The following is a 25,029-nucleotide window of genomic DNA, read 5'->3' on the forward strand; positions in this document are numbered from 1 at the left end:
CTTGTCTCAACTGGTGTTGGCTGTGCCAGATTATGAGACTACAACCGTAAGGAGCTCGTAATGCGTCATTACGAAATCGTATTTATGGTTCACCCTGATCAGAGTGAACAAGTGTCTGGTATGATCCAGCGCTACACAGACTTGATCAATGCTGCTGAAGGCAAAATCCACCGTCTAGAAGACTGGGGCCGTCGTCAATTAGCATACCCAATCAATAAACTACACAAAGCACACTATGTTCTTATGAACATTGAAGCGCCACAAGTAGTTATTGATGAGCTTGAAACTGCTTTCCGTTATAACGATGTTGTTATTCGTAACATGATTATGCGTACTAAAGACGCGGTAACTGAAGCATCGCCAATGGCTGCTGCTAAAGAAGAGCGTCGTGACGATCGCCGCGAAGTTAAGAAAGATGTTGCTGCTGCGCCAGTTGAAGCTAAAGAAGACTCTGTTGAAGAGAAATCTGAAGAAGCTGCTAGCGAAGAATAAGTAATCTGTGATTGTCTCGCAAGAGAATTGCCTAGTGTTGATCGGTGAGGTGGTGAGAACCCCTAAGCAATCAACCAGCCCTGCAGGTATTAGTCATAGTCAGTTTTCAATAGACCATAAGTCTATACAAAATGAAGCTGGTATGAATCGACAAGCATTTGTCCGAATACAAGTAGTTGCTACAGGTGATTTATCACACTTAACTCGTGAATTAATTGCAGGGAATGTAGTAAAAGTGACCGGTTTTATAAATCGCCACGAATCTAGAAACGGTAATCCGCTTTTAGCATTACATGCTCAGCAAATTGAAATGATTAATTAGGCTTTATTTACTAACAAAATAGTTAACTAAATAAAACCATATTGGAGAACTCCATGTCTCGTTTTTTTAGACGTCGTAAGTTTTGCCGCTTCACAGCGGAAGGCGCAACATCTATCGATTATAAAGATATTGCAACTTTAAAAAATTATATCACTGAAAGTGGTAAAATTGTTCCTAGCCGTATCACTGGTACTGCTGCTAAATATCAACGTCAATTAACTCGTGCGATTAAACGCGCTCGTTACTTGTCATTGTTACCATACACCGACTTACATAAGTAAGCTAATAGGGGTTTAAAATGGAAGTAATACTTCTTGATAAAATCGCCAAATTAGGCGGCCTTGGTGACAAGGTATCTGTTAAATCAGGTTATGCACGTAACTACTTATTACCACAAGGTAAAGCAGTATTTGCATCAGAAGCTAACGTTGAGCACTTTGAAGCTCGTCGTGCTGATATCGAAGCTAAATTAGCTGACGTATTAGCAACAGCCGAAGCTCGTGCAGCTAAAGTTGTTGCATTAGCTGAAGTTACAATCGCATCAAAATCTGGTGACGAAGGTAAATTATTCGGTTCTATTGGTACTCGTGATATCGCTGATGCGATCACTGAAGCTGGCGTTGAAATTACAAAAGCTGAAGTACGTTTACCATTAGGTGCTATCCGCGAAACAGGTGAATTCGAAATCGCAATTCACTTACATCACGATGTTGATACTAGCATCAAAGTTGTAGTTATCGCTGAAGCATAATTTATAACTAGCATTTGCTTAGCTTATAAAACAAAATACCGCATTCTCCTAGAGATTGCGGTATTTTTTTATGGCTATTTTTTAGTTGCTAGTTGGTCGATGAATAATGGTAATGCCGTTAATCGTTGTCTTAACAAAGATGGGACCTTCTGTTTACTAAGGGGAAGGAAATTACGACGAAAAAATTTATAAGAGTAAGGCATTTGATTGAGTAATAGTTCGCTATTCCGAATGAAAATAACGAAGCTTTTGGGAATTTTAACTAGTAATTTACCAAGCAGATCCTGCTTGGATGTAGAACACCGTATCTTCGGGGCCTTTGGCAATGTCTATGCCCATATTAAAGTCGTAACGCCTTGCAATTAGGTAACGAAATCCTGCTCCTTTACTGACACGACTGTCGCTATCTGAAAAATCAGAAAAACTATCACTGGCTTTCCCTATGCCGGCAAATGCACTCAGCTCCCAACGTAAATTGATTCTATATGCCACTTCAAGTTCTGATAAAGCAACTGATTGCCCTTGATATCGAGCTGCTGGAATACCGCGCATCGAAATATAGGGTGTCGCATAAGGAGGTAAGATTTGTTCAGAGTCGACATAATTAGCTTCAACTCTAATCGCTGTACGCCAATGATCAGTGATCTTGAAGTAATTAAGTGCGGTTAACTCAGTTAAGGTGTAGTCAACATCCGAGCCTATAACATCATCGAACCAAAGGTAATTCAGCTCGTACTTTAGTCCGTCAGTAGGCGAAAAGAAATTATCTCTTGAGTCGTATTCCAATGTTAGGCCTGCACCAGAAGTGACAATGTTAGTAGAAAGTGCTGGTCGTAAATTACTTGGAATCTTACCAATAATATTACCAGCGTTGACTATGCTAACTTGCGCATCAACGTAGCGATGCATAGGTCCAAAATAAAAAGCGCTGTTACCCAGTTTAAACTTTAGCGTTTGCATTATCGCAGTCGCTTGTGTGTTGATTTTTAAGGGGGCAGGTAGGGTTAGATCACCAAAGCCGTAAAAGTTAAGGTTTATATCGCCATAACCGCCGCCGCCCATATAGCGAATGCTACCTTTATTGAAAAAACCGAGGTGACCACCTCCAATCAAATAAGAGTCGTTACCTGTATAAGCACCAAAAGCGGCAGAAATGCTTGGCGGCATTAAACTGTGTGATGCTCTATCATTACTTTCATCTTGCATTGTTTTTAATCGAGCTGCTTGTTCTTCTTCTGACTCATGAAAAAACAAACCCATCATGCCTAAACCCCCATCTACAGCTGGGTCAGTAATGATGATAGGCACAGGTAAAAAACCATAAGCATTTTCTGAAAGGTAACGTGAAGCATCAAGATTGCCATCGAGTTTATCGGTAAAAATTCCTGAAGCTGCAAAAGTACTGAATGAGGACAGAGGTATCAAAATAAGCGAGATGATTTTTTTTAAAAGGGTCATGATCTACTCTTTGAAGTATTAGTGATAATCCCGACTTTGACGTTGGACTACATGCTTATTATTACAGCAATCTTCTACTAGAAACTAATGATTAGCAAGGGATGAATTATAAAGTCTGCTGCAATACTTTATCTCTTAGCCATTGATGTGCTGCACTATTTACTGTGCGCTGATGCTGAAGTAAAAATAATTCAACCATATTACTGTCTGTTTGCTCGAATTGATAAACACTGACCAACTCTTCTTTATAGGTAGAAGAATGTATAAAAAAACTGGGTGCTATCAGTAGGGTGTTTGATGATTTTAATAACTCAACCAGAATACTCAATTGACTAGTTTTTAATTGTATATCACGTTTGAAGCCCTGCTTGAGTAGAATACTATCAATAGGGTTGGTAAAAATTGCGCCAGAGTCTTCATTTACATTTAATTCAAGAAAACGATAAGTTAGGCAGTCAGCGAGTTCAACTTTATGTTGTGCCGAGAGAGGATGGCTTTTTCTCGCAAAAATCGATAATGATAATTTTCCTAAAGAAGTCGCGATAAAGGCAGTATCGGTTGGCTTTTCGATATGAATAGCGAAATCTAGAAAACCTGATTCAAGTGATTTGTTTGAGCTCATCTTTGCTGAGTATTCAGATAATTGCACCGCGGGTGCTTCATTATTTATAGCCTGTACTAAGGGTAAAAAAATAGCATGGCTGGTCAGCGATGGTAACGAGATAGAGAAATGTTTATCACAAGTCTGAGGTGAAAAATCGTCATCGTGTAGTATTGATTCTAATTTTTGTAATAAATCAGGCAATAAAGCCTCAATACTGTGCGCTTTTTCTGTCGGCACTATCCCTGAAGCTGTGCGATGAAAGAGCGGGTCATCGAAAAGATCTCTCAAGCGTTGTAAAGTTCTGCTCATGGCAGACTGTGACAAATAAAGACGCTCAGCCGCTCGGCTGACATTTTTTTCTTTTAATAAAACACTCAGTGACACCAATAAGTTAAGGTCGACTCGTGCTAACTTCTGCTCTAATAAAGCCATCTTTTACCTAATCATTACCCTGTGATGATTGGAGTATACATCACTATATAAATTATGCGTATTACGCATATTTATCAAAGTAGTTAGACCCTTCAACACATAAGTTATTAGTCACCTATTTTTTGATTAGCAATCTGTAACTTGGTAAAAGAGAGAGACTAGCAACAGATAATGAGGTTTAAATACTCTTACCTATAAAAGATTTCGTAATAATAACCTAAGTACTTTAAACACCGCTAAGTTACTGTGTCGTTGATGTTGAACTACATCGACATTAGCCTGCCACCCCATTTCTTCAAACTCAAGTGGTAGCTTAACTAACTGACCACTTTCAACAGATTCATTAGCAATATGGTTAGGCAACAAACACCAGCCATTTCCTTGTAATGCCAGTTCAAGCAAAAGAAAGTAATTATCAGCATACCAAACATTAGGGCTCAGCTTTAACTGAAAACTACTTGATTGCGTATTTCGAGATCGAATAAGCAACTGACGATGCAGTCTTAAGCTATCAATATTTTTACATACCTGGTTTGCCAGTGGATGAGATTTAGCAACGTATAAATCAAACTTTATTGAACCAATACATTCAAAGTCTAAATAACTAGGAATGGTTAGTTCACTAAAAACAATGCCCGTTAAAGCTTTTTCATTTTTTAACATATCAATGATATCGGGGCTTGAGGCACTTAAAAATTCTAGTGTGATATTTGGAAATTCATTTTGTAGGTTACTAATAATGCCTGAGATGAGTTTAAATGAGATCCCTTCGTCTAACGCTATTGTTATTTCTTTTGGGGTGTTATCTGTTAATGATAAAGCCGAGTTTTTTAAACGCTGATGCTGATCAATCACTGCCTGCGCATGTGGTAATAACTTTTCACCTGCTTCTGTGAGTGCTGGATATCGTCCTGAGCGGTCAAACAATAGGATATTACAGTCTACCTCTAAATTAATTACATGCTGACTGACTACGGATTGAACTTTATTTAAACGACGGGCGGCAGCAGAAAAGGAACCTGTTTCTACTGTTGTGATAAAAGCTTGAAGTTGTTCAACACTAAACATATCGCTTTAACCGATGGTATGTAGTTATTTAATATCTTTATTCTAGATTAAAATAGTCACATGGTCACTAAAGAGAGAAATTAAAAATGAATACCATTGAGCGAATTTATCAGGCTGTTCTATTTGAGGTTATTGCCCTAATGATAGTTGTACCAACGACAGTATTAATCGCTGGTTACGAAACAGATAAAATGGCGATTGCAGGTATCGCTTTATCTATTTTCGCTATGTTTTGGAACTATATATACAATATCGTTTTCGATAAATTAGCAGGCTATAACCGTGTAGAACGTGGTTTAACGGTACGTATTATTCATGCTATAACATTTGAGTTTGGCATGATTTTAATTACTTTACCGTTATTAGCATGGTATTTAAATATTACTTGGCTCGAAGCAACCTTTTTAGAGGCAGGCTTTTTAGTGTTTATTTTAATTTATACTTTTATATTTAATTGGCTATACGATAGATATCAACCTTATAAAAGATTGATTAGTAATGAGCAATATAGTTAAAGCTTAGTGAGTAATGCTTTGCTTGCTAATTCTGTGAACGGGCGAGACTCATTGACACTGTTTAAGTACTATTAAAACAGTGTCAATGAAGAGCAATATAATGCTATGTATTTTTGTTGGCAGCTATCAGTTATGCCGCTAATTACTGGTGCTGTTGATCAATTCTTTACTCAGCTGTGCTGTTAATAGATCAAAGCTAGTAATAGCAGGGAAATCGGTAATGACATTCGCTGTTTTTTTACTATCAGGGTTAGCAACCGCGAGTAAATGTTTAATACCGTATTGTTGAGCAGACTGAAGAATCTCTATACTGTCATCAATAAAGAGTGTCGAATCACAATCAAAGCCATGCTTTTCTTGCAAACGTTGCCACAATAACTGTGACTCCTTGGTAACACCAAAGTCATGGGTTGAGTAAAGCACATCAAAATATTGATCTAATTGAGTACGTTCAATTTTCAATGATAATGATTCGGGATGCGCATTGGTCACTAATACCACATCTCTGCCACTTGCTTTTAGTGCAATTAAAAAATCTCTCGCGTCAGTGCGTAATTGAATCAAATGTTGTATTTCTCGTTTGAGCTCGGTAATTGGCATTTGCGTTTGCTCAGCCCAGTAATCGAGGCAGTACCATTTAATCGTACCAACAACAGATAAATAATCAGCTTTGAGCTTTGCTTTGGCAGCATCGAGTGAAATTGACATTTTTTCACTATAACGCGCAGGCAGATGTTCTAACCAAAAGTGATTATCAAAATGTAAATCTAAAATGGTACCGTCCATATCAATTAAAACAGTAGAAATTTCTGACCAATTAATACTCGCCATTTTAGCCAATCCTCAAAAAAACATTCAGTGTAATAAATAATACCATTTTGCTATTCCAAAAGTATTGATTATCGTGTCATTATAGTGATATCTAAGGAAAAGCAATTAACCAATGTGGCTAGAATTATGGCAGATGAAAACCAGTTACCTATCATTACTCATCGCCAACAAGTGGCTAAAAGTGCACTATTTGGCATTGAACAAATCGACCTTACTTTTAGTAATGGCGAACAAAGGCAATATGAGCGCATGATGGGCTCTGGGCGTGGTGCTGTGATGATAGTGCCAATGATTGATGATGAAACACTATTATTGGTCCGTGAATATTGTGCAGGTACGCACAGTTATTTGTTAGGTTTCCCCAAAGGGCTGATTGACGAAGGTGAGCTTGCAGAACAGGCTGCCAACCGAGAACTCCAAGAAGAAATTGGTTATGGTAGCGAGCAAATGCATCAGATATCAGAAATGATGATGGCTCCTGCTTTTTTTAATGCCAAAATGACCATCTTTTTAGCTAAAAACCTATACAGTTCTGAACTTGAAGGGGATGAACCCGAGCCATTAGAAGTGGTGTCTTGGCCCATTAAAGACTATAAAGAACTATTACAACAAACAGATTTTACTGAAGCACGCAGTATTGCAGCATTAATGTTGGTACGTGACCTGCTTGCAGTTTAACCTTTAGTAATTTGAAAAGTGACATAGTACTAAAGCAGGAAGAAAGAGGTATAACGATGAGCCAAGATAAATTATTGAGCATTGCTTTAGAAAGCGCAAAGAAAGCTGGCGTAGAAGTAATGAAGTATTATCGTCAAGGAAACTATACTGAAGAAACCAAAGCTGATGAAAGCCCAGTAACCAGTGCCGATTTAGCCGCAAATGACATCTTGATGGATCAGCTCAAAACACTGACACCAGATATCCCTATTATTTCTGAAGAAGTGGGTACTGTGCAGTTAAATGAGCGAAAAGATTGGTCTCGTTATTGGTTACTCGACCCTATTGATGGCACTGGCGAATTCATCATCGGTAGCGGTGATTTTGCCGTAAATATCGCGCTCGTTGAAAATGGTTGGCCAACACTGGGTGTTATTCACGCGCCGGATCACTGCCTAACCTATTATGGTCAAAAAAATCTGGGTGCTTTCAAAGATAATAGCCAAGCCAGTCATGCAATTCGTGTCGCTGAATATCAAGAAAACCGTCGTATTAAAGTCGCCATTAGTCGTCGTCAGCAGCTGGAACTCATGGGACAATATTTAAATAATGACTATGATTATGACTATGTTGCTTTAGGTAGTTGTTCATTAAAAAACTGTCTTATCGCTGAAGGTGGAGCCGATTGTTATATACGAGTAGGAGTCACTGGCGAATGGGATACCGGAGCTAGTCAATGTATCTTGGAACAAGCCGGCGGTGATATCATCGATAGTGAGTTTAATCCTTTAAGTTACAATAAACGAGAAAGCTTACTTAATCCTGATTTTGTCAGTTTAGGTGCGAGAGACTTTCCATGGCAAAAAATAATTAAAGCACATAGAAAAGTTTATGAATAACAAACAGCTAGATCTAATTATGAAATTAAATTATTCCGGCTAATATCGCCTTTCATTACTGTTGTTATGAAGAAGTTCGTTTTGCTTACGATTTGTGCTAAATTAGCGCTATTCATCGAAGTGAGCTTACTGGCAACTTCCCGTACTCTCGTGATCAGGTAATTTTGTTTTAGCTATGTTATCAAGCGTATTAAAAAAACATATATCTCACCATCAAGCAGGACGTCGTCCTTGCTTCTTTAAAAGTATCGATCAAATCTAAATTTTTGGTAGATGGCGCATGCTGTCAACCAAAATATCATTTTGTTATTTTCCCGACCGTTTTGCTATCTGCTACTATTTCAGCTATTAATTTTATCTGTATCAATGCTTTTATCTGTAAAGTTAATTGTCTGAGTTATAACCACTACTATTTAATTAATATCACTAATATATAACCACTCAATAAGTAAGAGGAAAAACCATGGCAGCGCAAGTAACCGCACTTTTTAATGAGATCTGGGAACAATATCTCAGCGTGACTCCGTCAGCAAAAAAAATTCACCAATTACTAGGTAATGGCAATGATGTAATTAACGATCATGTTGCTTACCGTACCTTTAACCATCCTAAAATTAATTTAGCGCAATTAGCTAAAGGACTGTTGGCTTTGGGTTACACCGAATGTGGCCAATATGATTTTTCGGCTAAAAAACTGGATGCTAAACATTTTGAGCATGCAGATAGCACTATGCCTAAAGTGTTTATTAGTGAATTACGTGTTGAAGAATTCTCTAGTGAAGTACAAGACATTATCACTGGCTTAATCGCACAGTTACCAGAAGATGTTAGTGACCGAGCTGACTTTCTTTATGCTGGTCGCTTGTGGGAAATTAGTTCAAAGGATTATGATACTCTGCTAAATGTTAGTGAGTATGCCGCATGGTTAGCTGCCTGGGGTTACCGTGCAAATCACTTTACCGTGAGCATTAATCACTTAGCTAACTACGAAGATATAGAAGTAGTCAATGCAACACTTAAGGACGCTGGCTATGCTCTCAATGCTAATGGCGGTGAAATCAAAGGTGATGAAGCGGTGAAATTAGAGCAATCATCGACACTTGCGGATAAAGCACCAGTAGATTTTTCTGATAAAACAATGGAAATTCCAAGCTGTTTCTATGAATTTGCTAAACGCTACCCTCTAGCAAGTGGTGAACTGTACACAGGATTTGTTGCCGCCTCAGCAGATAAAATTTTCGACAGTACCAATGCTAAATAGCTCAACCTTTCACTCCACTTTTTTGGCAATGTGATAAAAGTATTAAATTATTGAGCCAGTGCCATACCCATGCTACCTCAAGATGCAGGATTCAGCTGGAATTAGAAACGCCTTTAGGCAAGATCTTGATTGAAGATAATGGTTGTTCCCTTATCGAAGTCAATAACGTAGCATAAAGCGTTTCTAAACCAGCCCTACGGGGATGTCTGAGCAAATCATGCTCTTCGTAACCTCTGTTTTTAAGGGAACAACCCTTAATAAAAAGATGCGCCTTGTGCATGAATCGCTCAGGCATCCTGAAACCCGCATTTTGAGGTAGCAAGGGTATAATTTACTGGCTTTTTTAATGGGAATTTTTTGTTATCTAGACTTTATAGAAGACATTGGGTTCGGATAGCTTGAGAAAGTTAATCATCAGTGTTATTGAATGGTAGGCATCAATCTATATTTCTTCTTCCATTCCCACCTTAAATTGATCGCTAGGTAATATATTGATGCTTTCATGCAGCTCAGAATAAACTAATACCGCACTACCTTGTTCAAGTTGTTTTTTCACTTGAGCAATCTTAGCTTCCTTACTCACATCTTCAGCGCCATATTCAGTCCCTTCACGTAAGATGAAGCCTTCAATAATAGCGGTTAAGGTTTCGTGTGATAGTTGGTCTAGGGGGATAATCATAAGGAGTACTTTAGGATTTTAAATAATGAATAGTCATTGTACCGCTGAATCACTTTATCCCAAACGGATTAATTTACTGCACAAAAAATTGCGTCAGCCGAGAGCTTAAAGTAATAATGTAAACAGTATGAATTTCTATTTCAGGGATGGCGTTATCAGCTTGTTTACAACGCTCAAAAGGGCATTTACCTTATAACAAAGTTAAAGGCTTAAATTGGCTGTTGAAAGTCCTGTCGACAACATAATAATATTTTAACAGACTAAATTAAAACATTGTTACTTAACAATATAACAATTGAGATCTATCTAGCCTGTATAAGGAGAATTAGTGTAGTTGATATAATACTTAATTTTTTTTACTATCGTCTTGAATATGCTTAATAAAGTAATAAACATAAAAGGCACAAATACCGAGCATAATGGCTATACCGCCAAAAGAGAACATCACTACTGGGTCATTGGTTAACATTGATAATAAATTCATATTGAGCTCCATAATTTTCTAAGTCATTGTTGATATACCTAGTGTAATTAAGTCGCTCAATGATTAAGCTGATTTAGATCAATAGAAGTTCTGCTTTTCTGCCATTTTTGCTTTCATTTCCTGCTGATCTCTTATTTTTTGATAGATATCATTCGCTTTTTCGATACTTTTTTCAATTTTAAGCTTAGATAAATCTCTTTCATCCATTAAACGACTTTTTTCAGCATTAGGGTAGCCGTTCCATGATGCTATGGTATTCCAGACATAGGACAGTTCAGTACTTTTCTCTACACCTTTACCTTCACTATAAAGTAACGCCAAATTAAATTGAGCTAGGGCATAATTTTGATTTGCAGCACGCTGATACCAACGCGATGCTTTAAAATCATCTTGTTTAATCCCCGTACCGTTAGCATACATTACTGCCAAATTAAATTGCGCACTAGGTAAGTCTTTGTTTGCCGCTTTATGAGTAAGCTCAAACGCTTTTTTAAGGTTTTGTTTTACTAACTTACCGTCTGAATAAATTAAGGCCAGTTCAAATTGTGCATCTGGGTAGTTTTGTGCAGCAGAAAGTTCAAATAACTCCAGTGCTTTCATACTATCTTTACGAACAGAATAACCGTGAAGATATACCAAGGCCATTTGATATTGGGCTGGAGCATAACCTTCATTAACCAGTGGACGAAACTGCTCGATAGCCGCTTTAAATTCCCCTCGGTTTAATTCATACATTCCCTGCTCAAGGTCATTACCTTGGCTCAATACTGAAAAACTGCTTAGCAGTGTGAAGGTAAGCAGTAATATTTTAGTACGCATAATATTTCCTCTTCTAACGGTAACTATCGAGTATAGGCTAAGTGTAGATGAAAAAATCAATCAGTGACTGACATCATCTCTTCAATCTGCTCGGCTAGTTCAAGCCATAGCATTTCATTTTCTTCAATATCACCTTTCAAGTTAGCTTGTTTTTTCAGTAAGTCTGTTAGTTCAGCTTTACGCTCTGATTGATAAATATCACTGTCACTTAATAAAGCTTCAATCTTGGTTAGCTCTTCTTGCCACTGATGAACCTTTTTCTCTAATTTATCAGCTTCTTTGCGCATAGGGGCAGATTTTTTTCTTAGCTCCGCTTGTTGCTGACGAAGTTGTTTTTTATATAAACCTTTATCACCGCTTTGTTGATCGGTTTTGATTGATTTTATCGCTTGTTTTTTATCATCATTTAACCACTGCTGGTAATCATCGATATTGCCACTAAAATCACTCACTCGGCCGTTGGCAACAAGATAAAATTCATCAACACATGACTCTAATAAGAACCTATCATGAGCAATCAAAATAATCGCGCCGCCAAAATCTTGTAATGCCATCACCAATGCTTGGCGCATTTCTAAATCTAAATGGTTGGTCGGTTCATCTAGTAATAATAACTGTGGTTTTTCTAAAACAATCAAAGCCAGTACTAAACGCGCTTTTTCACCACCTGACATGGTTGAAACTTGTGATAACGCTTGGTCGCCACTAAAACCGAACTTTCCTAAAAAGGTTCGGGCTTGTGGTTCACCTAAAGCAGGTTTAGCACGTAAAATATGATCAACAGGACTCGATGGCGCATGCAATTGCTCTAATTGATGCTGAGAAAAATAACCTACGGTTAAGTCTTGTGCGCAGTAACGTTCACCACCAAGTAAGGCAAGTTCACCGGCAAGGGATTTAATTAAGGTTGATTTCCCTGCGCCATTTCTGCCTAATAAACCAATGCGGCTACCAGGTATTAATGTTAAGCCAACGTCATCTAGAATAATTGCCTGCTCACCATGATCAGATTTAGGGTAACCACACTGACTTTTATCAAGTGATAAAAGTGGGTAGGGTAAACTTTCAGGCTCTGCAAAGCTGAAGGTAAATTGGCTATCAACATGCGCTGGCGCTAAATCAGGTAACTTTTCTAAACGCTTCAATCGACTTTGTGCTTGTTTTGCTTTACTGGCTTTCGCGCGAAAACGATCAACAAAAGCGGTTAGATGTGCAGCTTCTTTTTGCTGCTTTTGAAACTGTGCGTCTTGTTGTGCTAAATGTTCGCGGCGTTGGCGTTCAAAAGCGGTATAGTTGCCGCTGTATAATTTAGCGCGCTGATGCTCAATATGTAATATTTGACCAATAACCGTATCTAGAAAGTCACGGTCATGTGAAATGAGGACTAAGGTACCGGTAAAGCGTTTTAACCATCGTTGTAGCCAGATAACTGCATCTAAGTCTAAATGGTTGGTCGGTTCATCGAGTAATAACAAGTCAGCTCGAGATATTAGCGCTTGGGCTAAGTTTAATCGCATGCGCCAACCACCAGAAAAGTCTTTCACTGGATTATCAAGTTGTGATTGTAAAAAACCTAAACCATGCAACAACTCACCAGCGCGAGCTGGTAAACTGTATCCGCTGATGGTATCTATTTTATTGATAATAGTGGCTTCGAGGTTACCGTTATCCATTATGCGGGCTTGTTCAAGCTCGTGCTCTAATTGGCGAAATTCTTTATCGCCATCCATCACGTAATCAAGTGCCGTTTGCTCTAACGAAGGAGTTTCTTGCCTTACGGTGGCAATATCCCAACTTGTTGGTAAAGCTAAATCGCCAGAGTCAGGTGATAAGTCACCTAATAGTGCGGCGAAAAGAGATGATTTTCCACAGCCATTACTGCCTACTAAGCCAACCTTGTGGTTAGGGTGTATAGTAAAGCTAGATGATTTTATTAGGTTTTTAGCCCCTCGATCTAAACTTAAGTCTGTGGCGATAATCAATGGTATTTCCTCGGGAAAATGGCATAGTGAGGCAGAGATAATACCCACTAAAAAAATGCTGATGCATTGTCGCTTTTCCTATGACCACAATTCAAGGTAAAATAGCGATAATTCTGGATTTAATGTCGAGCCTGTTGAACTTATACCAATTACACTAATAAATTGATCAGCTTAGAGTTGTATTAGCGAGCTTAGAACAAGCAAAATTACTTAAACATATTCTATATTTCTTTAATTTTGAGCCGTTATTAGTTCGCTAATAAACTCCCGAAGGGCGATTTTAAAAGGCTTACATGCGTCGTTATTTATTTCGACAAGGGAATAACCATTCTCTTCAATCAGTGCCTTGCCTCTAAGCCTTTTAATTCTCGCTAAGTGGGCAATTAATTAATATACTTGGTATTACATGTTGAAAAAACTATCAACAAAGAACAGCAGAGCCTAATAAAAAGTAGTAGATAACTATGAGCAAAGCCCTAAAAAAGAGATTTATCGCCGGCGCTGTCTGCCCTAAATGTAAAGCAATGGACACTATGGCATTGACCAAAGAAAATGGTGTTGAAAAAGTAACCTGTGTGAGTTGTGGCGAACAAATGGTGCAAACGGAAGAACAAGTTGAGAAGGTTGTTCGTGAAAACGAACAGGTGATTGGTGTATTTAAACCTTGATAACATGAATTTTTTTGTGGTATTGCGCTAAGGCGTTGTGATTAAACAACAGTTAGCGCATCAAAAACACTCATTGATAGTCATCAACTCCGTGCTTTGTTATCTCAAATTAAAAGTTTCTAATTAAAGGTCTTTAATTAAACGATACCGCTTCAAATACCATTGTTAGCTATTTATGGATAATAGTCTTGGTTTAGTAATGCGGTGGCGGTGGCTCAATTTCTTCGGCGTCACCCGATAAGCTACCAGCATCTTTTAAACGATTAGCCACTAATTGAATTTGATGTTTAAGCTCTGAAATTTCATGTTGATGTGCAGCTAACTCTTCACTTAATTGATCAATGACATCGTCTTGAAAAACATTGCGTGATTCTAATGAATCTACTCGTTCTTCCAGTTGCTGAATATAGTTGGCGTTTGTGCTGTGCGCACTTAAAGTTATTTCGTGATTGGCCATGATTCAACATATCCTGATGAGCTTATCGTTAATAGATCGTTATTATCGCCAAATGCGACACTATACACAACCGCTCCCGTAGGTCTTTTTGCCTCTTTAGGCGTAACAAACCAATGTGAAAGGCGTTTACCTGTCGCAATGTCCCAAACGCTGACTTTTCTGGTAGCGGCGCCGGTGATTAGTGTTTTACCGTTTGGAGAAAAACGTACGGTACTAAAAACCTCATGACGTTTTGTACCTTGCAGGCTACTAATACGTTTACCGGTTTTTAAATCCCAAATATATGCACCTTTCATACTGTCGGCAGAAAAGGCATAACGAGCTTTAGCATCTAAGGCTACTTTTGATACCCTTGAGCTATGGTTAAATTGATAAACTACTTGCCCTGATTGAGTATCCCAAACATACGCGGTAAAATCATTACCACCGGATATAGCTACACGGCCATTGGGCAGCATATCTACCGAGTTTATTTTCTCTTTGTGACCTAAAAATTCTAACCGTCTTCCGGTATCAACGGCAACGTGCACCACGGTACCGTTGCTTTTTCCAATAAGTAAGTAATCACCATTATTACTGACCGCTATATCTCTAATGTGAGACTCTCGCACTTTCCAATAACCTTCAGACTTACCTGATTGCAAGTTCCACAGGGCAAAGTTATCTCTATTTGCTGTCAGTACATGGCTAGCATTGTCACTAATATCAATAGAGAGTACTAAATTATCACTGGTGTTTTGTTCTTGCGCCCAGTTATATATGCGTTGGTTCTTGTCTAAATCCCAGACACTCAAACCATGATGAATAGATGAGATGACTGAAAACTTGGCATCACTAGAAATCTGACCAGCATAGGCACCTTCAACAGACTGTTGCCAGCGTTGCAGTGGTTCTTGCGTTACAGGCTTACAAGCCGTGAGTGTCGTCAATAAGACGAGCGGAAAAATCCAATTACAATTTAACAATATATTAATACTTTTTTATTTGCGCATTTATCGTTAGTATAAGTTCTTTTTTGAAATTGTTTAGTGTTATCTGTACTTAAATGTAAAGTTTACCTTAAAGTTAAATTTTACAAGGTAACATTATAATTTTTAAGTTTTTAATTGGGGAAACTCTCCAATTGTATTGTATAAATGGAGATATAAATGAAATTGTTTAAGCCTACCTTAGTAGCCCTTGCCTTATTTGCCGTTGTTGGTTGTAACGAAAAAGCTGTTGAAGAAGTAAAAGCACCGGTATTAGATACTGAAGTGCAAAAACAAGCCTACGGCTTAGGTGCCTCAATTGGTATGTACATGCAACGTAACTTAGAAGAGCATGACAAACTAGGTTTAACGTTAGATAAAGAGCTTATCGTACGCGGTTTTGTAGACAGCATTGACGGTAAATCTGTTATCGAAAAAGAAGAAATTCAAGCCTTATTGATGAACCTTGATACTAGCATGAAAGAAAAACAGCAAGCAGCTGCAATCGCCGCTTCTGAATCTAGCCTAGCTGACGGCGCTAAGTTTCTTGAAGACAACGCTAAAAAAGAAGGCGTAACAGTAACTGAATCAGGTATTCAATACGAAGTATTAACCGCTGCCGAAGGTGATACACCTTTAGCAACTGATACTGTTAAAGTTCACTATAAAGGTACTTTCTTAAACGGTGAAACCTTTGATAGTTCATACAAACGTGGTGAACCAGCAGTATTCCCACTTAATCGTGTAATCAAAGGTTGGACTGAAGGCGTACAATTAATGCCTGTAGGCGCTAAGTACAAGTTCACTATCCCTTCAGATTTAGCCTATGGTCCTAACGGTAACCCACCAAGTATTCCGGGTAACTCAGTATTGCAATTTGAAATTGAATTATTAGAAATTCAAAAAGCAGAAGAAGCTCCAAAGGCTGATGAACACGCTGCTCACTAGTTAGTTATTATAGATAATACTTTCGCTTATCTATAATCAATACTAGATAACAATTTAAAGCCACCCGTAATCATTTACTGGTGGCTTTTTGTTTCCTGCATTTGAATAATTATATTTAGCATTGGCCTTTATTATTTGCTTTATTAAATTCAATTCAATTAGCTATGAGTGATGACTCAATGTGAGTAAATGTTCAAGAACAAGGCGCTTGATTGAGCAATAGTGGGCTATTGTGATTGAAAGCAACGAAGTTATTGTATATTTATGCCATTGAAAGTGATTGTAATTGGTATAAAATACTTAAATGAAAAAACTTCTTATTATTGGCTATGTATGGCCTGAGCCTAACTCTTCAGCGGCAGGTAGCCGTATGATGCAGTTAATCCACTTTTTCCAATCCCAAAGCTATCACATAACCTTTGCCAGCCCCGCGCAACAAACTGAGCACATGGTCGATTTACGCGCTTTAAATATTGACGTTGAAAATATTAGCCTCAACTGCACTAGTTTTGATGACTTTATTAAAGAGTTACAACCTAATACGGTGATGTTTGATCGCTTTATGATGGAAGAGCAGTTTGGCTGGCGTGTAAGTGAACAATGTCCACAAGCGCTTCGACTATTAGATACCGAAGATTTATTTTGTCTTCGCAATGCTCGTCATCAAGCCTATAAACTAAAACGAGATATTACCGATGAGGACTTACTTACCAGTGACATGGCTAAGCGTGAAGTTGCCTCTATATTTCGTTCTGATATCAGCTTAATGATTTCAAGTATTGAAGTGGCATTACTAAAACGCTTATTTAAAGTCGATACCAGCTTAATTCACTATTGCCCCTTTATGTTAAGCCATGCGCAGTTAGCACAAGAAAACCCGAGTTTTCAACAGCGTGAAGATTTCATGGCGATAGGAAACTTCCGCCATGCGCCTAACTGGGACGCAGTATTGTGGCTAAAACAGCAAGTATGGCCACTTATTCGTAAACAATTACCTAACGCGAAACTCAATATTTATGGTGCTTATCCGCCACCCAAAGCGACTGACTTGCATGATGAAAAATCAGGATTCTTGGTGAAAGGCTGGGTGGATGATGCAGTACTTGCCATGCAAAGTGCCAAAGTGTGTTTAGCACCACTGCGTTTTGGCGCAGGTATTAAAGGCAAGTTAGCCGAAGCTATGTATTGCGCTACGCCATCAGTGACGACAGATATTGGTGCAGAAAGCATGCAAACTGATTTACCTTGGGCTGGGGCAATAGCCAATGATCCACAAGCCATTGCAGATGCTGCGGTAAAACTCTATCAAGATGAAAGCACTTGGCAAGTTTCTAGTGACTTAGGGCAACAAAATGCCATGTTAATGTATCAGCAAAATAATGTCTTAACTGAGTTAGCTGATTGTTTATCAAAACTGGAGGCTAATCTTAGCTCACATAGACAGGCGAATTTTATTGGTAGCATGCTGAATCATCATCATCATAAAAGTACCCAATATATGTCACAGTGGATTGATGTCAAAACGCAATTAAAAGTAGTCGAAGAGAAGATAGCAGAAGAATAAAATAGTGATTGAACTTCAGGTTATAAAGACAGTTCAAGTATTCGGATAAGTCGCTGTCCTGTTTTGCTAAAGACAAATGTTCAAAACAAGCTAAAACACAATTTTATGACCGAACTTTGCTAGTGCAAAGCTCGGTTGGCTAAAGAGTATAATACCGCCAACGCATAACAGTTATTTCAATGTGGTGACTATACCAATTCCATTAAATTTATTCCCAGCTCAGAGCTATGTCAGAGAAGCTATAACAAATAAAATTTCTGCTGACATAGTCATTCTATATCTAACAAATTTGTGCAGTTATTGATTTTCTGACAAGCTCCCAAGGGCGAGTACCTAATAAAAAATAAAGGCTTACATACTGCGTTATTGGTTTTGATAAGGACGCTGCATGGATGCAGCTTATTAGAGAATGCAGGAGCATATTCTCCTGAATAACCATGCTCTTCGATCAATGCCTTGCCTCTAAGCCTTTTAATTCTCGCTGAGTGGGAAATAACTTAATGGACTTGGTATTAGATATTAATCGACAAAAATTTGCATTTCTTCACCAATTTGTTTGCGCATTTCCATCAGTTTCACCGCGGACTCATGTTGTTTTTTATCTGCTTCCGTTTGAGGTTGCCATTGCGGCACACGTTCAGATTGACCATTTTGATCAACTGCGACCATGATAACAATGCAGTGAGTAGTTAAACGACGGTTTAAGGATTTAGGATCGCAAGCGTTTACTTCTAGCGCTATATGTATTGATGAGTTACCGGTGTAAATAACTTTAGCTTCTACTTCAACTAAACTACCAACATGAATAGGGGCAACAAAACGAATACCACCAGCATAGGCGGTAACACAATAACGACCACTCCAACCAGCAGCACAAGCATAAGCAGCTAAATCTATCCATTTCATCACAGCGCCACCATGCACTTTACCACCAAAATTTACATCTTGTGGCTCGGCTAAAAATCTTAAAGTTATGTCACGTTGTGGTGCATTCATGAATGTGCTCTTTATCGTTAATGTGTTTAATTGTGGGGTTCTTAAGAAGATTGCTCAAAATATATTGTTAGTTGTTAATTAGCAAATAATATCTGTCAGTAAATTTTACAAAATTAGTCTATGGCTAAATGTTTTACTTCTAATCTACTGAAAAACAGCGTTATTTTAATGTGGTTCGTTTATTGCAACTAGTGCATATATTCAATTTTATGGTGAACTACTTAATGAACAAATTACAAAAAATTTTAATTGCGTTACCATTATCAGTTGCTTTTACTAGCTCAGCTATTGCCGGTTTAATTTCTGAAGACTTTAATTCAGGCTCGCCTGCGGGTGTGAGCTTTTACGGACCATCTTCTGTAATTAACCAAGAAGCGCAATTAACTCCATCTAGCAATAGTTTATTAGGTGGAATGTCATTTACTGATCAAGATAATGGTCAATTGATTGAAGCTTGGGATGCAAATTTTGATTTCCGTATTGATCAGAATGGTAATGGTGGAGCGGATGGTATTTCATTAACGTTTAGCCGTTTAGGTGATGTTGGTGCGGCAGGTGAAGAAGGTTTATTTTCAGGTTTAGCTATTGGGTTTGATACTTGGAGTAATGGAGAAGTATCAGGTAACCATATTAGCTTACGTTATGACGGTGTATCATTAGTAGAGCAGAACATCTCGACTACTATCTTAGAAAATGGTGAAGTGCATAGTACTTCAATTTCTATGATTGATGGTTTAGTTAGTGTTTCACTAGATGGTACGTCACTATTTACTCACGATGTTGCCAATTGGGCTGCTTATAGTGGTCAATTTAATTTTGGGGCTAGAACTGGTGGTGCCAGAAGTCGTCAAGTTGTTGATAACTTCATTGGTAGTACCGTTGCCGTACCAGAGCCTTCAATGCTTGCTATTTTTGGTTTAGCGTTGTTTGGTTTAGCACGAAGAAAAACAGTTAAAAAATAATTTATTTTTGAAGAATTTATACCTCGATAATCCTTGCTACTTAGCAGGGATTTTTTTTGTCCATCATTATCTCATTTGACCTTTGAACCCTTTCACTTTTGAATTCCCTTCAAATAGTTTTGGCAAACTAGTTAACATACCCATTAAATAACAAAGAAAATAATTATTTACAGAACAAAATAATTAAATTAGAATGCGAACTGTTATCATTTGCATTGGTGGGTTATGGAAGTTTGGCAATCACTGCTATTAAAAGGTAACGATAGTTTTAACAAACTGTCGTTACCTTTAGCTGAAGAATATTATCATCAAGCCATTGAGTGTCTAGAGCATGAATGGCATGCCGATATTGAAAATAGTAACTTACTCATGGCATGGATTAGTGTTTTTCATAATTTGGCTGTTCTGTATGAAGAGCTAGGTCAACCAAAAATAGCCTTCCGGTATTTACAAATTCCCCATCAACGCATGACAGAATTATCACAGCAATCTCAATACAGTGATGATCTAAAGTTTGTTGCGTTACGTACATTAAAAATAACGTTAATGCCCTTGCTGGCGTTTAGTAAAAAATACCCTGCGTGCGATGGATGTTTGTCATCGCTTAAAAAAATGGAAATTACTGTCAATGCTAGCCAACCGGTAATGCATTAGGTTACTTACTAATAGGATATTACGATGAAGAAAGTTGTTATTATTTTTGCTGGCTTGGGAGCATTACTAAGTAACCCATTACTTGCCCACCCAGGACATGATCATAGTGCTTCTGGCTCAGGTTTAGTGAACTTACTTTGGCTAGTGCCTGTTATTGTTGCCGCCGTTGTTGTGGTGTTTAAAGAAGTCACTGCCCCAAAAAGGTGAGCAACTATGATAGAAGGAGAGAATGATGCTTTACGATATTATTGCTAAATTTGATAAAAAACTACACTTTCCAGTTGTTATGGCGCACTGCGACATTCCGTGCAAAATTTATGATCCTATCGGAGCACAAATTTCGGTACTGACTATCATTCGCATGGTGGACTTACTCAATGAATTAAAAGCCAAATCATCACTTACTTTAGATGAACAAGCAGAATTCTTAAGACTGGTAAATCAAAAAGAAAACCATGGTATCAAAGTGAAAGAAGAAATAAGCGTAATCTGGGGTGATTACATTAAAGCGCCACAATTAACGCAATTTCCAGAGTTACATGAATTAGTGCATAACATTATGTTAGCAAGTTCACAGGCAAAACAGCATATCAGTAAAGAGGCTGCGCAAATATTATTGCAGCAAGTAAACCGTTTTGCTGAGATCTTTTGGGCAACTAAGAAAGTCGCTACATTTAGCGCTATTTGTCCCTATCCACCTGAAGAATCCCTGATATATCCTAACTTACAGGGTTAACCATTTTATACGAGAGTAAATTATGTTTGGTTTTCATTTTTGTAAAGTGACAGGGGTGAGCATGTCACCTCTTATTCCAGAGAACAGTTATATTTTTGTTGTGCCTTGGTTGAAAATATTTAACTTAAAAGAAGGTAATTTACTCAAGGTGTTTCACCCTCGCTATGGCTACATTGTTAAGTCATTGGCGCAAGTAGATAGAAATGGTTTTTTTTGGCTAAAGGGCCATCATAAAACTAGCGTGCCTATTGAGAAATTAGGCCCGGTGGGCAAATCACAAATACAAGGAAAAGTATTGTGGGTATTTCCGCCTACATAGATAAAAAAGAGTGGAGGGAGTTATAGCCAGCGATTTTCAATCGTGGCTATATAGAACGACCAAGGGCTTATAGGAAGCTTAAACCCTTCTTTAAGGCTGATGCAGCGCCTTCATAACCACTCTTGTCTAAATAACTGCTAAAGCTATTGATTAAGCCAGGTACTTGTTCACTAGAAATGCCTAATTTGTCAAAGGCTGAGTTTAAGTAATCTAAACTCTCTGCTTTTTTACCGGCTTCGCCAGCACTTGATAATAAAGAACTCATTGAAGACTTAGTTACTTTCGGCGCTTTTTCTACATAGCTTTGTGCATCAGGTACAGCTTTGCTGATGAGAGAAAAGTTTTCCGGGGATAAATTATCTTGCGCTACTTTAAGAAGTGAGCCAAAGCTAGCTGCTACAGTTGCTTCAGATAAATTTAATTGCTTCGCAGCATATCCGATCATAGCGCTTGTTTCTAATGGTACACCTATATCTTTAGCGGCCGTTTTAAGCTGCTCAGATGAAGATTTAGTAATGGTGCCTAAGTCGATGGCACTGGCTGTGAATGAGGTAAAGCCAGCTAAACTAATAAGTGCAACTGAGGCTGATAGGCATATAATTGATAATTTCACGATTAACTCCATGTTAAAATTTTGTAATAGATTACTTTAACATGCTTACTGAAAAAATTTACAGGAATTGTTTATTGAAAGTATATAGCGTTGCACAAATAAAAAGGCCCTTCTCGAAGAGAAAGGCCTGAAATGCTCGCATATTGGTCTTGTTACCAAGCTTCTTATTATTAATTTTTTGTAGCTACTATTTTTTATTATTTTTAGTTTGAGCTACTTTTGTTTTCTTTCTGTCTTTGTTTTTATTTTTTGTTTTTATTATTGTTTTTCTTTAGCGCAGGCATTTTATACCAAAGCCTTTTTACCACCGCAACAACTTTAGTAGAGCATAAACTCGACGATGCTCTTCGTAGTAGGCTTGTTCAACAGGCATAAACTGCTAACCTATTGATTCAAAATTCATTGATGAAAATCAAGTATAATTTAGCGTATCAAAAAAAAAGTTATATAAATTGAACTTTTATATTTCAAAGGACTTTTATTATTGATTCAACGGTAGTTTATTTTTTCAGGAGTGTTGATTTAGCGCATAGATCAAATGGCTGGTCGATGCTAAACTGCGCAACATAAAAACCATTAACGAGATGCTTTTCAAATAGCAGCTGTTAAATCACTAAATTAAATGATTCATGGTGACACTATTACGCGTAAGTAATTTGTCTAAGTGATTACAAAGCATAAGATAAGAGGAACTATTGGTGACAGAATTAAAAAATGATACCTATTTACGTGCGCTATTAAAGCAACCAGTAGATTACACGCCGGTATGGATGATGCGTCAAGCGGGTCGTTATTTACCAGAGTATCGTGAAGTACGTAAAAATGCCGGTGACTTTATGTCGGTATGTAAAAATGCTGAATTGGCTTGCGAAGTAACTATTCAACCATTACGTCGTTTCCCATTAGATGCTGCGATTTTGTTTAGTGATATTTTAACTATTCCTGATGCTATGGGTTTAGGTTTATATTTTGAAACAGGTGAGGGACCAAAATTTGAACGTCCTATTACATGTAAAGCGGATGTTGATAAAATTGCCGTACCTGATCCAGAAGATGAATTAGGTTATGTAATGAATGCCGTGCGTACTATTCGCAAAGAACTAAAAGGCGAAGTACCGCTGATTGGTTTTTCAGGTAGCCCTTGGACATTAGCAACCTACATGATTGAAGGTGGTAGTTCTAAAGCTTTCACTAAAATTAAAAAGATGATGTTTGCTGAGCCACAAACCTTACATTTGTTACTTGATAAGTTGGCTGACTCAGTCATTAGTTATTTAAATGCCCAAATTGCTGCAGGCGCGCAATCTGTAATGGTATTTGATACTTGGGGCGGCGTATTATCTCCACGTGATTATAATGAGTTTTCATTACAATATATGGCGAAAATCGTTGATGGTTTAACGCGTCATAATGAAGGTCGTCAAGTGCCAGTGACATTATTCACTAAAAATGGCGGTATGTGGTTAGAATCTATCGCGGCAACTGGTTGTGATGCAGTTGGCCTAGATTGGACCATTGATATTGAAAATGCAAAAGCACGTGTTGGTGATAAAGTTGCTCTACAAGGCAATATGGATCCATCAATGTTATATGCACCATTGCCACGTATTGAACAAGAAGTTTCAAAAATACTATCAGGCTTCGGTGAAGGTGGTACAGGTCACGTATTTAACTTAGGCCATGGTATACATCCAGATGTGAATCCTGATCATGCAGGTCACTTCATTGAATCAGTACACCGTTTAAGTAAGCCTTATCATAAATAAGATGCTTTAATTATCGCTGGAATATAAACCCAGCTTTATAGTAAATAAAAAAAAACCGCTATTAACTTACTTTAAGTAAATTAATAGCGGTTTTTTATTGCTCTATTTTAATCGGTAAATAGAATTATACCAATTCGAATAAGTTTCTTATTACTCAGCGAGAGTTAAAAGGCTTAGAGGCAAGGCATTGATTGTAGTGAATGGTTATTCAGGAGAATATGCTCCTGCATTCTCTAATAAGCTGCATCCATGCAGCGTCCTTCTCAAAATTAATAACGCAGCATATAAGCCTTTTAAACTGGCCCTTGTGGAGCTTTTCAGCGATTCGATAACCGCACAGGATTTTTTTCATATAGAATAACTATAGGCAAAAAAATTCTATTTGTTCTCAAACCGCTGGTAAGCTCGGAGTGGGAACAAACTTAATGGGATTGGTATTATATTTTTGTAACTCCCTATTAATTTTTTCCCTTGCCAAGCTTCTTATCCTTCAATGGGGGTGTGTTGCGTTTGTCTATTTACACCTTCTAAACTCAGCATTTCATAAATTAATACCGAAAAACATACTCTGTTACATTGTTACTTCGTTCATAATATAAAAGTCATTTCCTATTAATTATCAATATCTTGAATGCCTTTGTTTAATCGTTAAGGTCTTGTAGTACGACAAAAAACTAAAAATTAATAATAACTGTACTTGTGTTTCGGTGTGCTAGTGATGTATAACACTAGTATCTTTTTGGTATTATTCAAGGAATAGGGCATGACACCTCAATGGGATCCAGAAAAACCAATCTACCTACAACTGTATCAGCAAGTAGTCACTCGTATATTGGATGGCTATATCAAAGAAGGAGAGGCTTTACCTTCTGTTAGAAAGGTAGCTGCTGAGTATCAGCTTAACCCAATGACTATTTCAAAGGCGTATCAAATGTTACAGGATGAAGAGGTTGTAGAAAAACAACGTGGTAAAGGTTTGTTTGTTATGCCTGGAGCACAAGTTTTGATGCTAGACAGAGAACGTGAAAGCTTCTTGTCACACCAGTGGCCAGAAGTATTAAAGCAAATCACTCGACTTAAACTCTCGCCAGAACAACTATTAACCAGCAGCTGGGACGGGTAAT

Annotated in this window: 30 protein-coding genes; 18 read left to right on the plus strand and 12 right to left on the minus strand. The window is 37.8% G+C overall.

Annotated elements, in window-relative coordinates; translation table 11 throughout:
* Positions 1-60: 60 nt before the first annotated feature.
* The 4 genes from rpsF to rplI are packed head-to-tail and all read left to right on the plus strand — an operon-like array spanning position 61 to position 1,565.
* On the plus strand, positions 61-492 hold the full coding sequence (rpsF, locus tag CPS_RS01865; protein WP_011041276.1) for a 30S ribosomal protein S6: 432 nt from the start codon (positions 61-63) through the stop codon (positions 490-492).
* Positions 493-526: 34 nt separating this feature from the next.
* Positions 527-814 carry a primosomal replication protein N gene (priB, locus tag CPS_RS01870; RefSeq protein WP_101153977.1) on the plus strand — a complete coding sequence of 96 codons (288 nt, stop codon included), beginning with the start codon at positions 527-529 and terminating at the stop codon, positions 812-814.
* A 53-nt stretch (positions 815-867) separates the two neighbouring features.
* Positions 868-1,095 carry a 30S ribosomal protein S18 gene (gene rpsR / locus CPS_RS01875; protein ID WP_011041278.1) on the plus strand — a complete coding sequence of 76 codons (228 nt, stop codon included), beginning with the start codon at positions 868-870 and terminating at the stop codon, positions 1,093-1,095.
* A gap of 17 nt (positions 1,096-1,112) precedes the next feature.
* Positions 1,113-1,565: a 50S ribosomal protein L9 gene (gene rplI / locus CPS_RS01880; protein WP_011041279.1), complete on the plus strand. Its 453-nt coding sequence runs from the start codon at positions 1,113-1,115 to the stop codon at positions 1,563-1,565.
* Between the two features lie 270 nt (positions 1,566-1,835).
* Here rplI and CPS_RS01885 read toward each other — a convergent pair whose 3' ends face one another.
* The 3 genes from CPS_RS01885 to CPS_RS01895 all read right to left on the minus strand — a co-directional run bounded on the left by CPS_RS01885 (position 1,836) and on the right by CPS_RS01895 (position 5,127).
* Positions 1,836-3,023 (minus strand): BamA/TamA family outer membrane protein, encoded by a 1,188-nt coding sequence (locus CPS_RS01885; protein WP_011041280.1) that lies wholly within the window; start codon positions 3,021-3,023, stop codon positions 1,836-1,838.
* A 106-nt stretch (positions 3,024-3,129) separates the two neighbouring features.
* Positions 3,130-4,059: a LysR family transcriptional regulator gene (locus CPS_RS01890; RefSeq protein WP_011041281.1), complete on the minus strand. Its 930-nt coding sequence runs from the start codon at positions 4,057-4,059 to the stop codon at positions 3,130-3,132.
* Between the two features lie 192 nt (positions 4,060-4,251).
* On the minus strand, positions 4,252-5,127 hold the full coding sequence (locus CPS_RS01895; protein ID WP_011041282.1) for a LysR family transcriptional regulator: 876 nt from the start codon (positions 5,125-5,127) through the stop codon (positions 4,252-4,254).
* 86 nt (positions 5,128-5,213) lie between these two features.
* Here CPS_RS01895 and CPS_RS01900 point away from each other — a divergent pair, with 86 nt between their 5' ends.
* Positions 5,214-5,642: a PACE efflux transporter gene (locus CPS_RS01900; protein WP_011041283.1), complete on the plus strand. Its 429-nt coding sequence runs from the start codon at positions 5,214-5,216 to the stop codon at positions 5,640-5,642.
* 138 nt (positions 5,643-5,780) lie between these two features.
* Here CPS_RS01900 and yrfG read toward each other — a convergent pair whose 3' ends face one another.
* Positions 5,781-6,473: a GMP/IMP nucleotidase gene (gene yrfG, locus CPS_RS01905; protein ID WP_011041284.1), complete on the minus strand. Its 693-nt coding sequence runs from the start codon at positions 6,471-6,473 to the stop codon at positions 5,781-5,783.
* A 126-nt stretch (positions 6,474-6,599) separates the two neighbouring features.
* On the opposite strand from yrfG, the gene nudE reads away from it, so the two are divergent.
* From nudE to CPS_RS01920, 3 genes are all read left to right on the plus strand, one after another.
* On the plus strand, positions 6,600-7,151 hold the full coding sequence (nudE, locus tag CPS_RS01910; protein ID WP_011041285.1) for an ADP compounds hydrolase NudE: 552 nt from the start codon (positions 6,600-6,602) through the stop codon (positions 7,149-7,151).
* A gap of 56 nt (positions 7,152-7,207) precedes the next feature.
* Positions 7,208-8,029 (plus strand): 3'(2'),5'-bisphosphate nucleotidase CysQ, encoded by an 822-nt coding sequence (gene cysQ / locus CPS_RS01915; protein WP_011041286.1) that lies wholly within the window; start codon positions 7,208-7,210, stop codon positions 8,027-8,029.
* A gap of 463 nt (positions 8,030-8,492) precedes the next feature.
* Complete coding sequence (locus tag CPS_RS01920; protein ID WP_011041289.1) at positions 8,493-9,290, plus strand: DUF1338 domain-containing protein; 798 nt, start codon at positions 8,493-8,495, stop codon at positions 9,288-9,290.
* Between the two features lie 442 nt (positions 9,291-9,732).
* On the opposite strand, the gene CPS_RS01925 is transcribed toward CPS_RS01920, so the two are convergent.
* From CPS_RS01925 to CPS_RS01935, 4 genes are all read right to left on the minus strand, one after another.
* Positions 9,733-9,969 carry a YheU family protein gene (locus CPS_RS01925; protein ID WP_011041290.1) on the minus strand — a complete coding sequence of 79 codons (237 nt, stop codon included), beginning with the start codon at positions 9,967-9,969 and terminating at the stop codon, positions 9,733-9,735.
* Positions 9,970-10,315: 346 nt separating this feature from the next.
* Positions 10,316-10,453, minus strand: a complete 138-nt coding sequence (locus tag CPS_RS23105) for a DUF3149 domain-containing protein (RefSeq protein WP_011041292.1) — start codon at positions 10,451-10,453, stop codon at positions 10,316-10,318.
* Positions 10,454-10,531: 78 nt separating this feature from the next.
* Positions 10,532-11,272 (minus strand): tetratricopeptide repeat protein, encoded by a 741-nt coding sequence (locus CPS_RS01930; RefSeq protein ID WP_011041293.1) that lies wholly within the window; start codon positions 11,270-11,272, stop codon positions 10,532-10,534.
* A gap of 56 nt (positions 11,273-11,328) precedes the next feature.
* Entirely contained in the window at positions 11,329-13,254 is a 1,926-nt protein-coding gene (locus tag CPS_RS01935) for an ATP-binding cassette domain-containing protein (RefSeq protein ID WP_011041294.1), read from the minus strand.
* A 464-nt stretch (positions 13,255-13,718) separates the two neighbouring features.
* On the opposite strand from CPS_RS01935, the gene CPS_RS01940 reads away from it, so the two are divergent.
* Positions 13,719-13,922: a YheV family putative zinc ribbon protein gene (locus CPS_RS01940; RefSeq protein WP_011041295.1), complete on the plus strand. Its 204-nt coding sequence runs from the start codon at positions 13,719-13,721 to the stop codon at positions 13,920-13,922.
* 193 nt (positions 13,923-14,115) lie between these two features.
* Here the strand turns inward: CPS_RS01940 and CPS_RS01945 are convergent, their stop codons facing one another.
* Positions 14,116-14,379, minus strand: a complete 264-nt coding sequence (locus CPS_RS01945; protein ID WP_011041296.1) for a SlyX family protein — start codon at positions 14,377-14,379, stop codon at positions 14,116-14,118.
* A complete protein-coding gene (locus CPS_RS01950; protein ID WP_011041297.1) occupies positions 14,361-15,344 on the minus strand; it encodes a WD40 repeat domain-containing protein in 984 nt (327 codons plus the stop codon). Before CPS_RS01950 ends, CPS_RS01945 begins: the two co-directional genes overlap by 19 nt.
* Positions 15,345-15,527: 183 nt before the next feature.
* On the opposite strand from CPS_RS01950, the gene CPS_RS01955 reads away from it, so the two are divergent.
* The gene (locus CPS_RS01955; protein ID WP_011041298.1) at positions 15,528-16,295 is read left to right on the plus strand and encodes an FKBP-type peptidyl-prolyl cis-trans isomerase; all 768 of its coding nucleotides are present in this window, start codon (positions 15,528-15,530) and stop codon (positions 16,293-16,295) included.
* 304 nt (positions 16,296-16,599) lie between these two features.
* Complete coding sequence (locus CPS_RS01960) at positions 16,600-17,859, plus strand: glycosyltransferase (protein ID WP_011041300.1); 1,260 nt, start codon at positions 16,600-16,602, stop codon at positions 17,857-17,859.
* Between the two features lie 519 nt (positions 17,860-18,378).
* Here CPS_RS01960 and CPS_RS01965 read toward each other — a convergent pair.
* Positions 18,379-18,855: an acyl-CoA thioesterase gene (locus CPS_RS01965; RefSeq protein WP_011041301.1), complete on the minus strand. Its 477-nt coding sequence runs from the start codon at positions 18,853-18,855 to the stop codon at positions 18,379-18,381.
* A 224-nt stretch (positions 18,856-19,079) separates the two neighbouring features.
* Here CPS_RS01965 and CPS_RS01970 point away from each other — a divergent pair, with 224 nt between their 5' ends.
* The 5 genes from CPS_RS01970 to sodX all read left to right on the plus strand — a co-directional run bounded on the left by CPS_RS01970 (position 19,080) and on the right by sodX (position 21,526).
* Complete coding sequence (locus tag CPS_RS01970) at positions 19,080-19,817, plus strand: lectin-like domain-containing protein (RefSeq protein WP_041736573.1); 738 nt, start codon at positions 19,080-19,082, stop codon at positions 19,815-19,817.
* Positions 19,818-20,042: 225 nt separating this feature from the next.
* The gene (locus tag CPS_RS01975) at positions 20,043-20,471 is read left to right on the plus strand and encodes a hypothetical protein (protein WP_049757714.1); all 429 of its coding nucleotides are present in this window, start codon (positions 20,043-20,045) and stop codon (positions 20,469-20,471) included.
* A 24-nt stretch (positions 20,472-20,495) separates the two neighbouring features.
* On the plus strand, positions 20,496-20,678 hold the full coding sequence (locus CPS_RS01980) for a hypothetical protein (RefSeq protein ID WP_011041304.1): 183 nt from the start codon (positions 20,496-20,498) through the stop codon (positions 20,676-20,678).
* Positions 20,679-20,703: 25 nt separating this feature from the next.
* Positions 20,704-21,207, plus strand: coding sequence for a superoxide dismutase, Ni (gene sodN / locus CPS_RS01985; RefSeq protein ID WP_011041305.1), 504 nt, complete (start codon positions 20,704-20,706; stop codon positions 21,205-21,207).
* 22 nt (positions 21,208-21,229) lie between these two features.
* On the plus strand, positions 21,230-21,526 hold the full coding sequence (gene sodX / locus CPS_RS01990; protein WP_011041306.1) for a nickel-type superoxide dismutase maturation protease: 297 nt from the start codon (positions 21,230-21,232) through the stop codon (positions 21,524-21,526).
* A gap of 67 nt (positions 21,527-21,593) precedes the next feature.
* On the opposite strand, the gene CPS_RS01995 is transcribed toward sodX, so the two are convergent.
* Positions 21,594-22,139 (minus strand): DUF2780 domain-containing protein, encoded by a 546-nt coding sequence (locus CPS_RS01995; protein ID WP_011041307.1) that lies wholly within the window; start codon positions 22,137-22,139, stop codon positions 21,594-21,596.
* A gap of 698 nt (positions 22,140-22,837) precedes the next feature.
* On the opposite strand from CPS_RS01995, the gene hemE reads away from it, so the two are divergent.
* Both hemE and CPS_RS02005 read left to right on the plus strand, forming a co-directional pair.
* Positions 22,838-23,905 carry a uroporphyrinogen decarboxylase gene (gene hemE / locus CPS_RS02000; protein ID WP_011041309.1) on the plus strand — a complete coding sequence of 356 codons (1,068 nt, stop codon included), beginning with the start codon at positions 22,838-22,840 and terminating at the stop codon, positions 23,903-23,905.
* 763 nt (positions 23,906-24,668) lie between these two features.
* Entirely contained in the window at positions 24,669-25,028 is a 360-nt protein-coding gene (locus CPS_RS02005) for a GntR family transcriptional regulator (protein WP_011041310.1), read from the plus strand.
* The last annotated feature ends 1 nt before the right edge of the window (position 25,029 follow it).

The organism is Colwellia psychrerythraea 34H, from assembly GCF_000012325.1.
GTDB lineage: Bacteria > Pseudomonadota > Gammaproteobacteria > Enterobacterales > Alteromonadaceae > Colwellia > Colwellia psychrerythraea_A.

Bases quoted from the DNA above. Each gene is read 5' to 3' on its own strand.
- rpsF (WP_011041276.1), top strand. From the start codon at position 61: ATGCGTCATTACGAAATCGTATTTATGGTTCACCCTGATCAGAGTGAA.
- rpsR (WP_011041278.1), top strand. From the start codon at position 868: ATGTCTCGTTTTTTTAGACGTCGTAAGTTTTGCCGCTTCACAGCGGAA.
- rplI (WP_011041279.1), top strand. From the start codon at position 1,113: ATGGAAGTAATACTTCTTGATAAAATCGCCAAATTAGGCGGCCTTGGT.
- CPS_RS01885 (WP_011041280.1), bottom strand. From the start codon at position 3,023: ATGACCCTTTTAAAAAAAATCATCTCGCTTATTTTGATACCTCTGTCC.
- CPS_RS01890 (WP_011041281.1), bottom strand. From the start codon at position 4,059: ATGGCTTTATTAGAGCAGAAGTTAGCACGAGTCGACCTTAACTTATTG.
- CPS_RS01895 (WP_011041282.1), bottom strand. From the start codon at position 5,127: ATGTTTAGTGTTGAACAACTTCAAGCTTTTATCACAACAGTAGAAACA.
- CPS_RS01900 (WP_011041283.1), top strand. From the start codon at position 5,214: ATGAATACCATTGAGCGAATTTATCAGGCTGTTCTATTTGAGGTTATT.
- yrfG (WP_011041284.1), bottom strand. From the start codon at position 6,473: ATGGCGAGTATTAATTGGTCAGAAATTTCTACTGTTTTAATTGATATG.
- nudE (WP_011041285.1), top strand. From the start codon at position 6,600: ATGGCAGATGAAAACCAGTTACCTATCATTACTCATCGCCAACAAGTG.
- cysQ (WP_011041286.1), top strand. From the start codon at position 7,208: ATGAGCCAAGATAAATTATTGAGCATTGCTTTAGAAAGCGCAAAGAAA.
- CPS_RS01920 (WP_011041289.1), top strand. From the start codon at position 8,493: ATGGCAGCGCAAGTAACCGCACTTTTTAATGAGATCTGGGAACAATAT.
- CPS_RS01925 (WP_011041290.1), bottom strand. From the start codon at position 9,969: ATGATTATCCCCCTAGACCAACTATCACACGAAACCTTAACCGCTATT.
- CPS_RS23105 (WP_011041292.1), bottom strand. From the start codon at position 10,453: ATGAATTTATTATCAATGTTAACCAATGACCCAGTAGTGATGTTCTCT.
- CPS_RS01930 (WP_011041293.1), bottom strand. From the start codon at position 11,272: ATGCGTACTAAAATATTACTGCTTACCTTCACACTGCTAAGCAGTTTT.
- CPS_RS01940 (WP_011041295.1), top strand. From the start codon at position 13,719: ATGAGCAAAGCCCTAAAAAAGAGATTTATCGCCGGCGCTGTCTGCCCT.
- CPS_RS01945 (WP_011041296.1), bottom strand. From the start codon at position 14,379: ATGGCCAATCACGAAATAACTTTAAGTGCGCACAGCACAAACGCCAAC.
- CPS_RS01955 (WP_011041298.1), top strand. From the start codon at position 15,528: ATGAAATTGTTTAAGCCTACCTTAGTAGCCCTTGCCTTATTTGCCGTT.
- CPS_RS01960 (WP_011041300.1), top strand. From the start codon at position 16,600: ATGAAAAAACTTCTTATTATTGGCTATGTATGGCCTGAGCCTAACTCT.
- CPS_RS01965 (WP_011041301.1), bottom strand. From the start codon at position 18,855: ATGAATGCACCACAACGTGACATAACTTTAAGATTTTTAGCCGAGCCA.
- CPS_RS01970 (WP_041736573.1), top strand. From the start codon at position 19,080: ATGAACAAATTACAAAAAATTTTAATTGCGTTACCATTATCAGTTGCT.
- CPS_RS01975 (WP_049757714.1), top strand. From the start codon at position 20,043: ATGGAAGTTTGGCAATCACTGCTATTAAAAGGTAACGATAGTTTTAAC.
- CPS_RS01980 (WP_011041304.1), top strand. From the start codon at position 20,496: ATGAAGAAAGTTGTTATTATTTTTGCTGGCTTGGGAGCATTACTAAGT.
- sodN (WP_011041305.1), top strand. From the start codon at position 20,704: ATGCTTTACGATATTATTGCTAAATTTGATAAAAAACTACACTTTCCA.
- sodX (WP_011041306.1), top strand. From the start codon at position 21,230: ATGTTTGGTTTTCATTTTTGTAAAGTGACAGGGGTGAGCATGTCACCT.
- CPS_RS02005 (WP_011041310.1), top strand. From the start codon at position 24,669: ATGACACCTCAATGGGATCCAGAAAAACCAATCTACCTACAACTGTAT.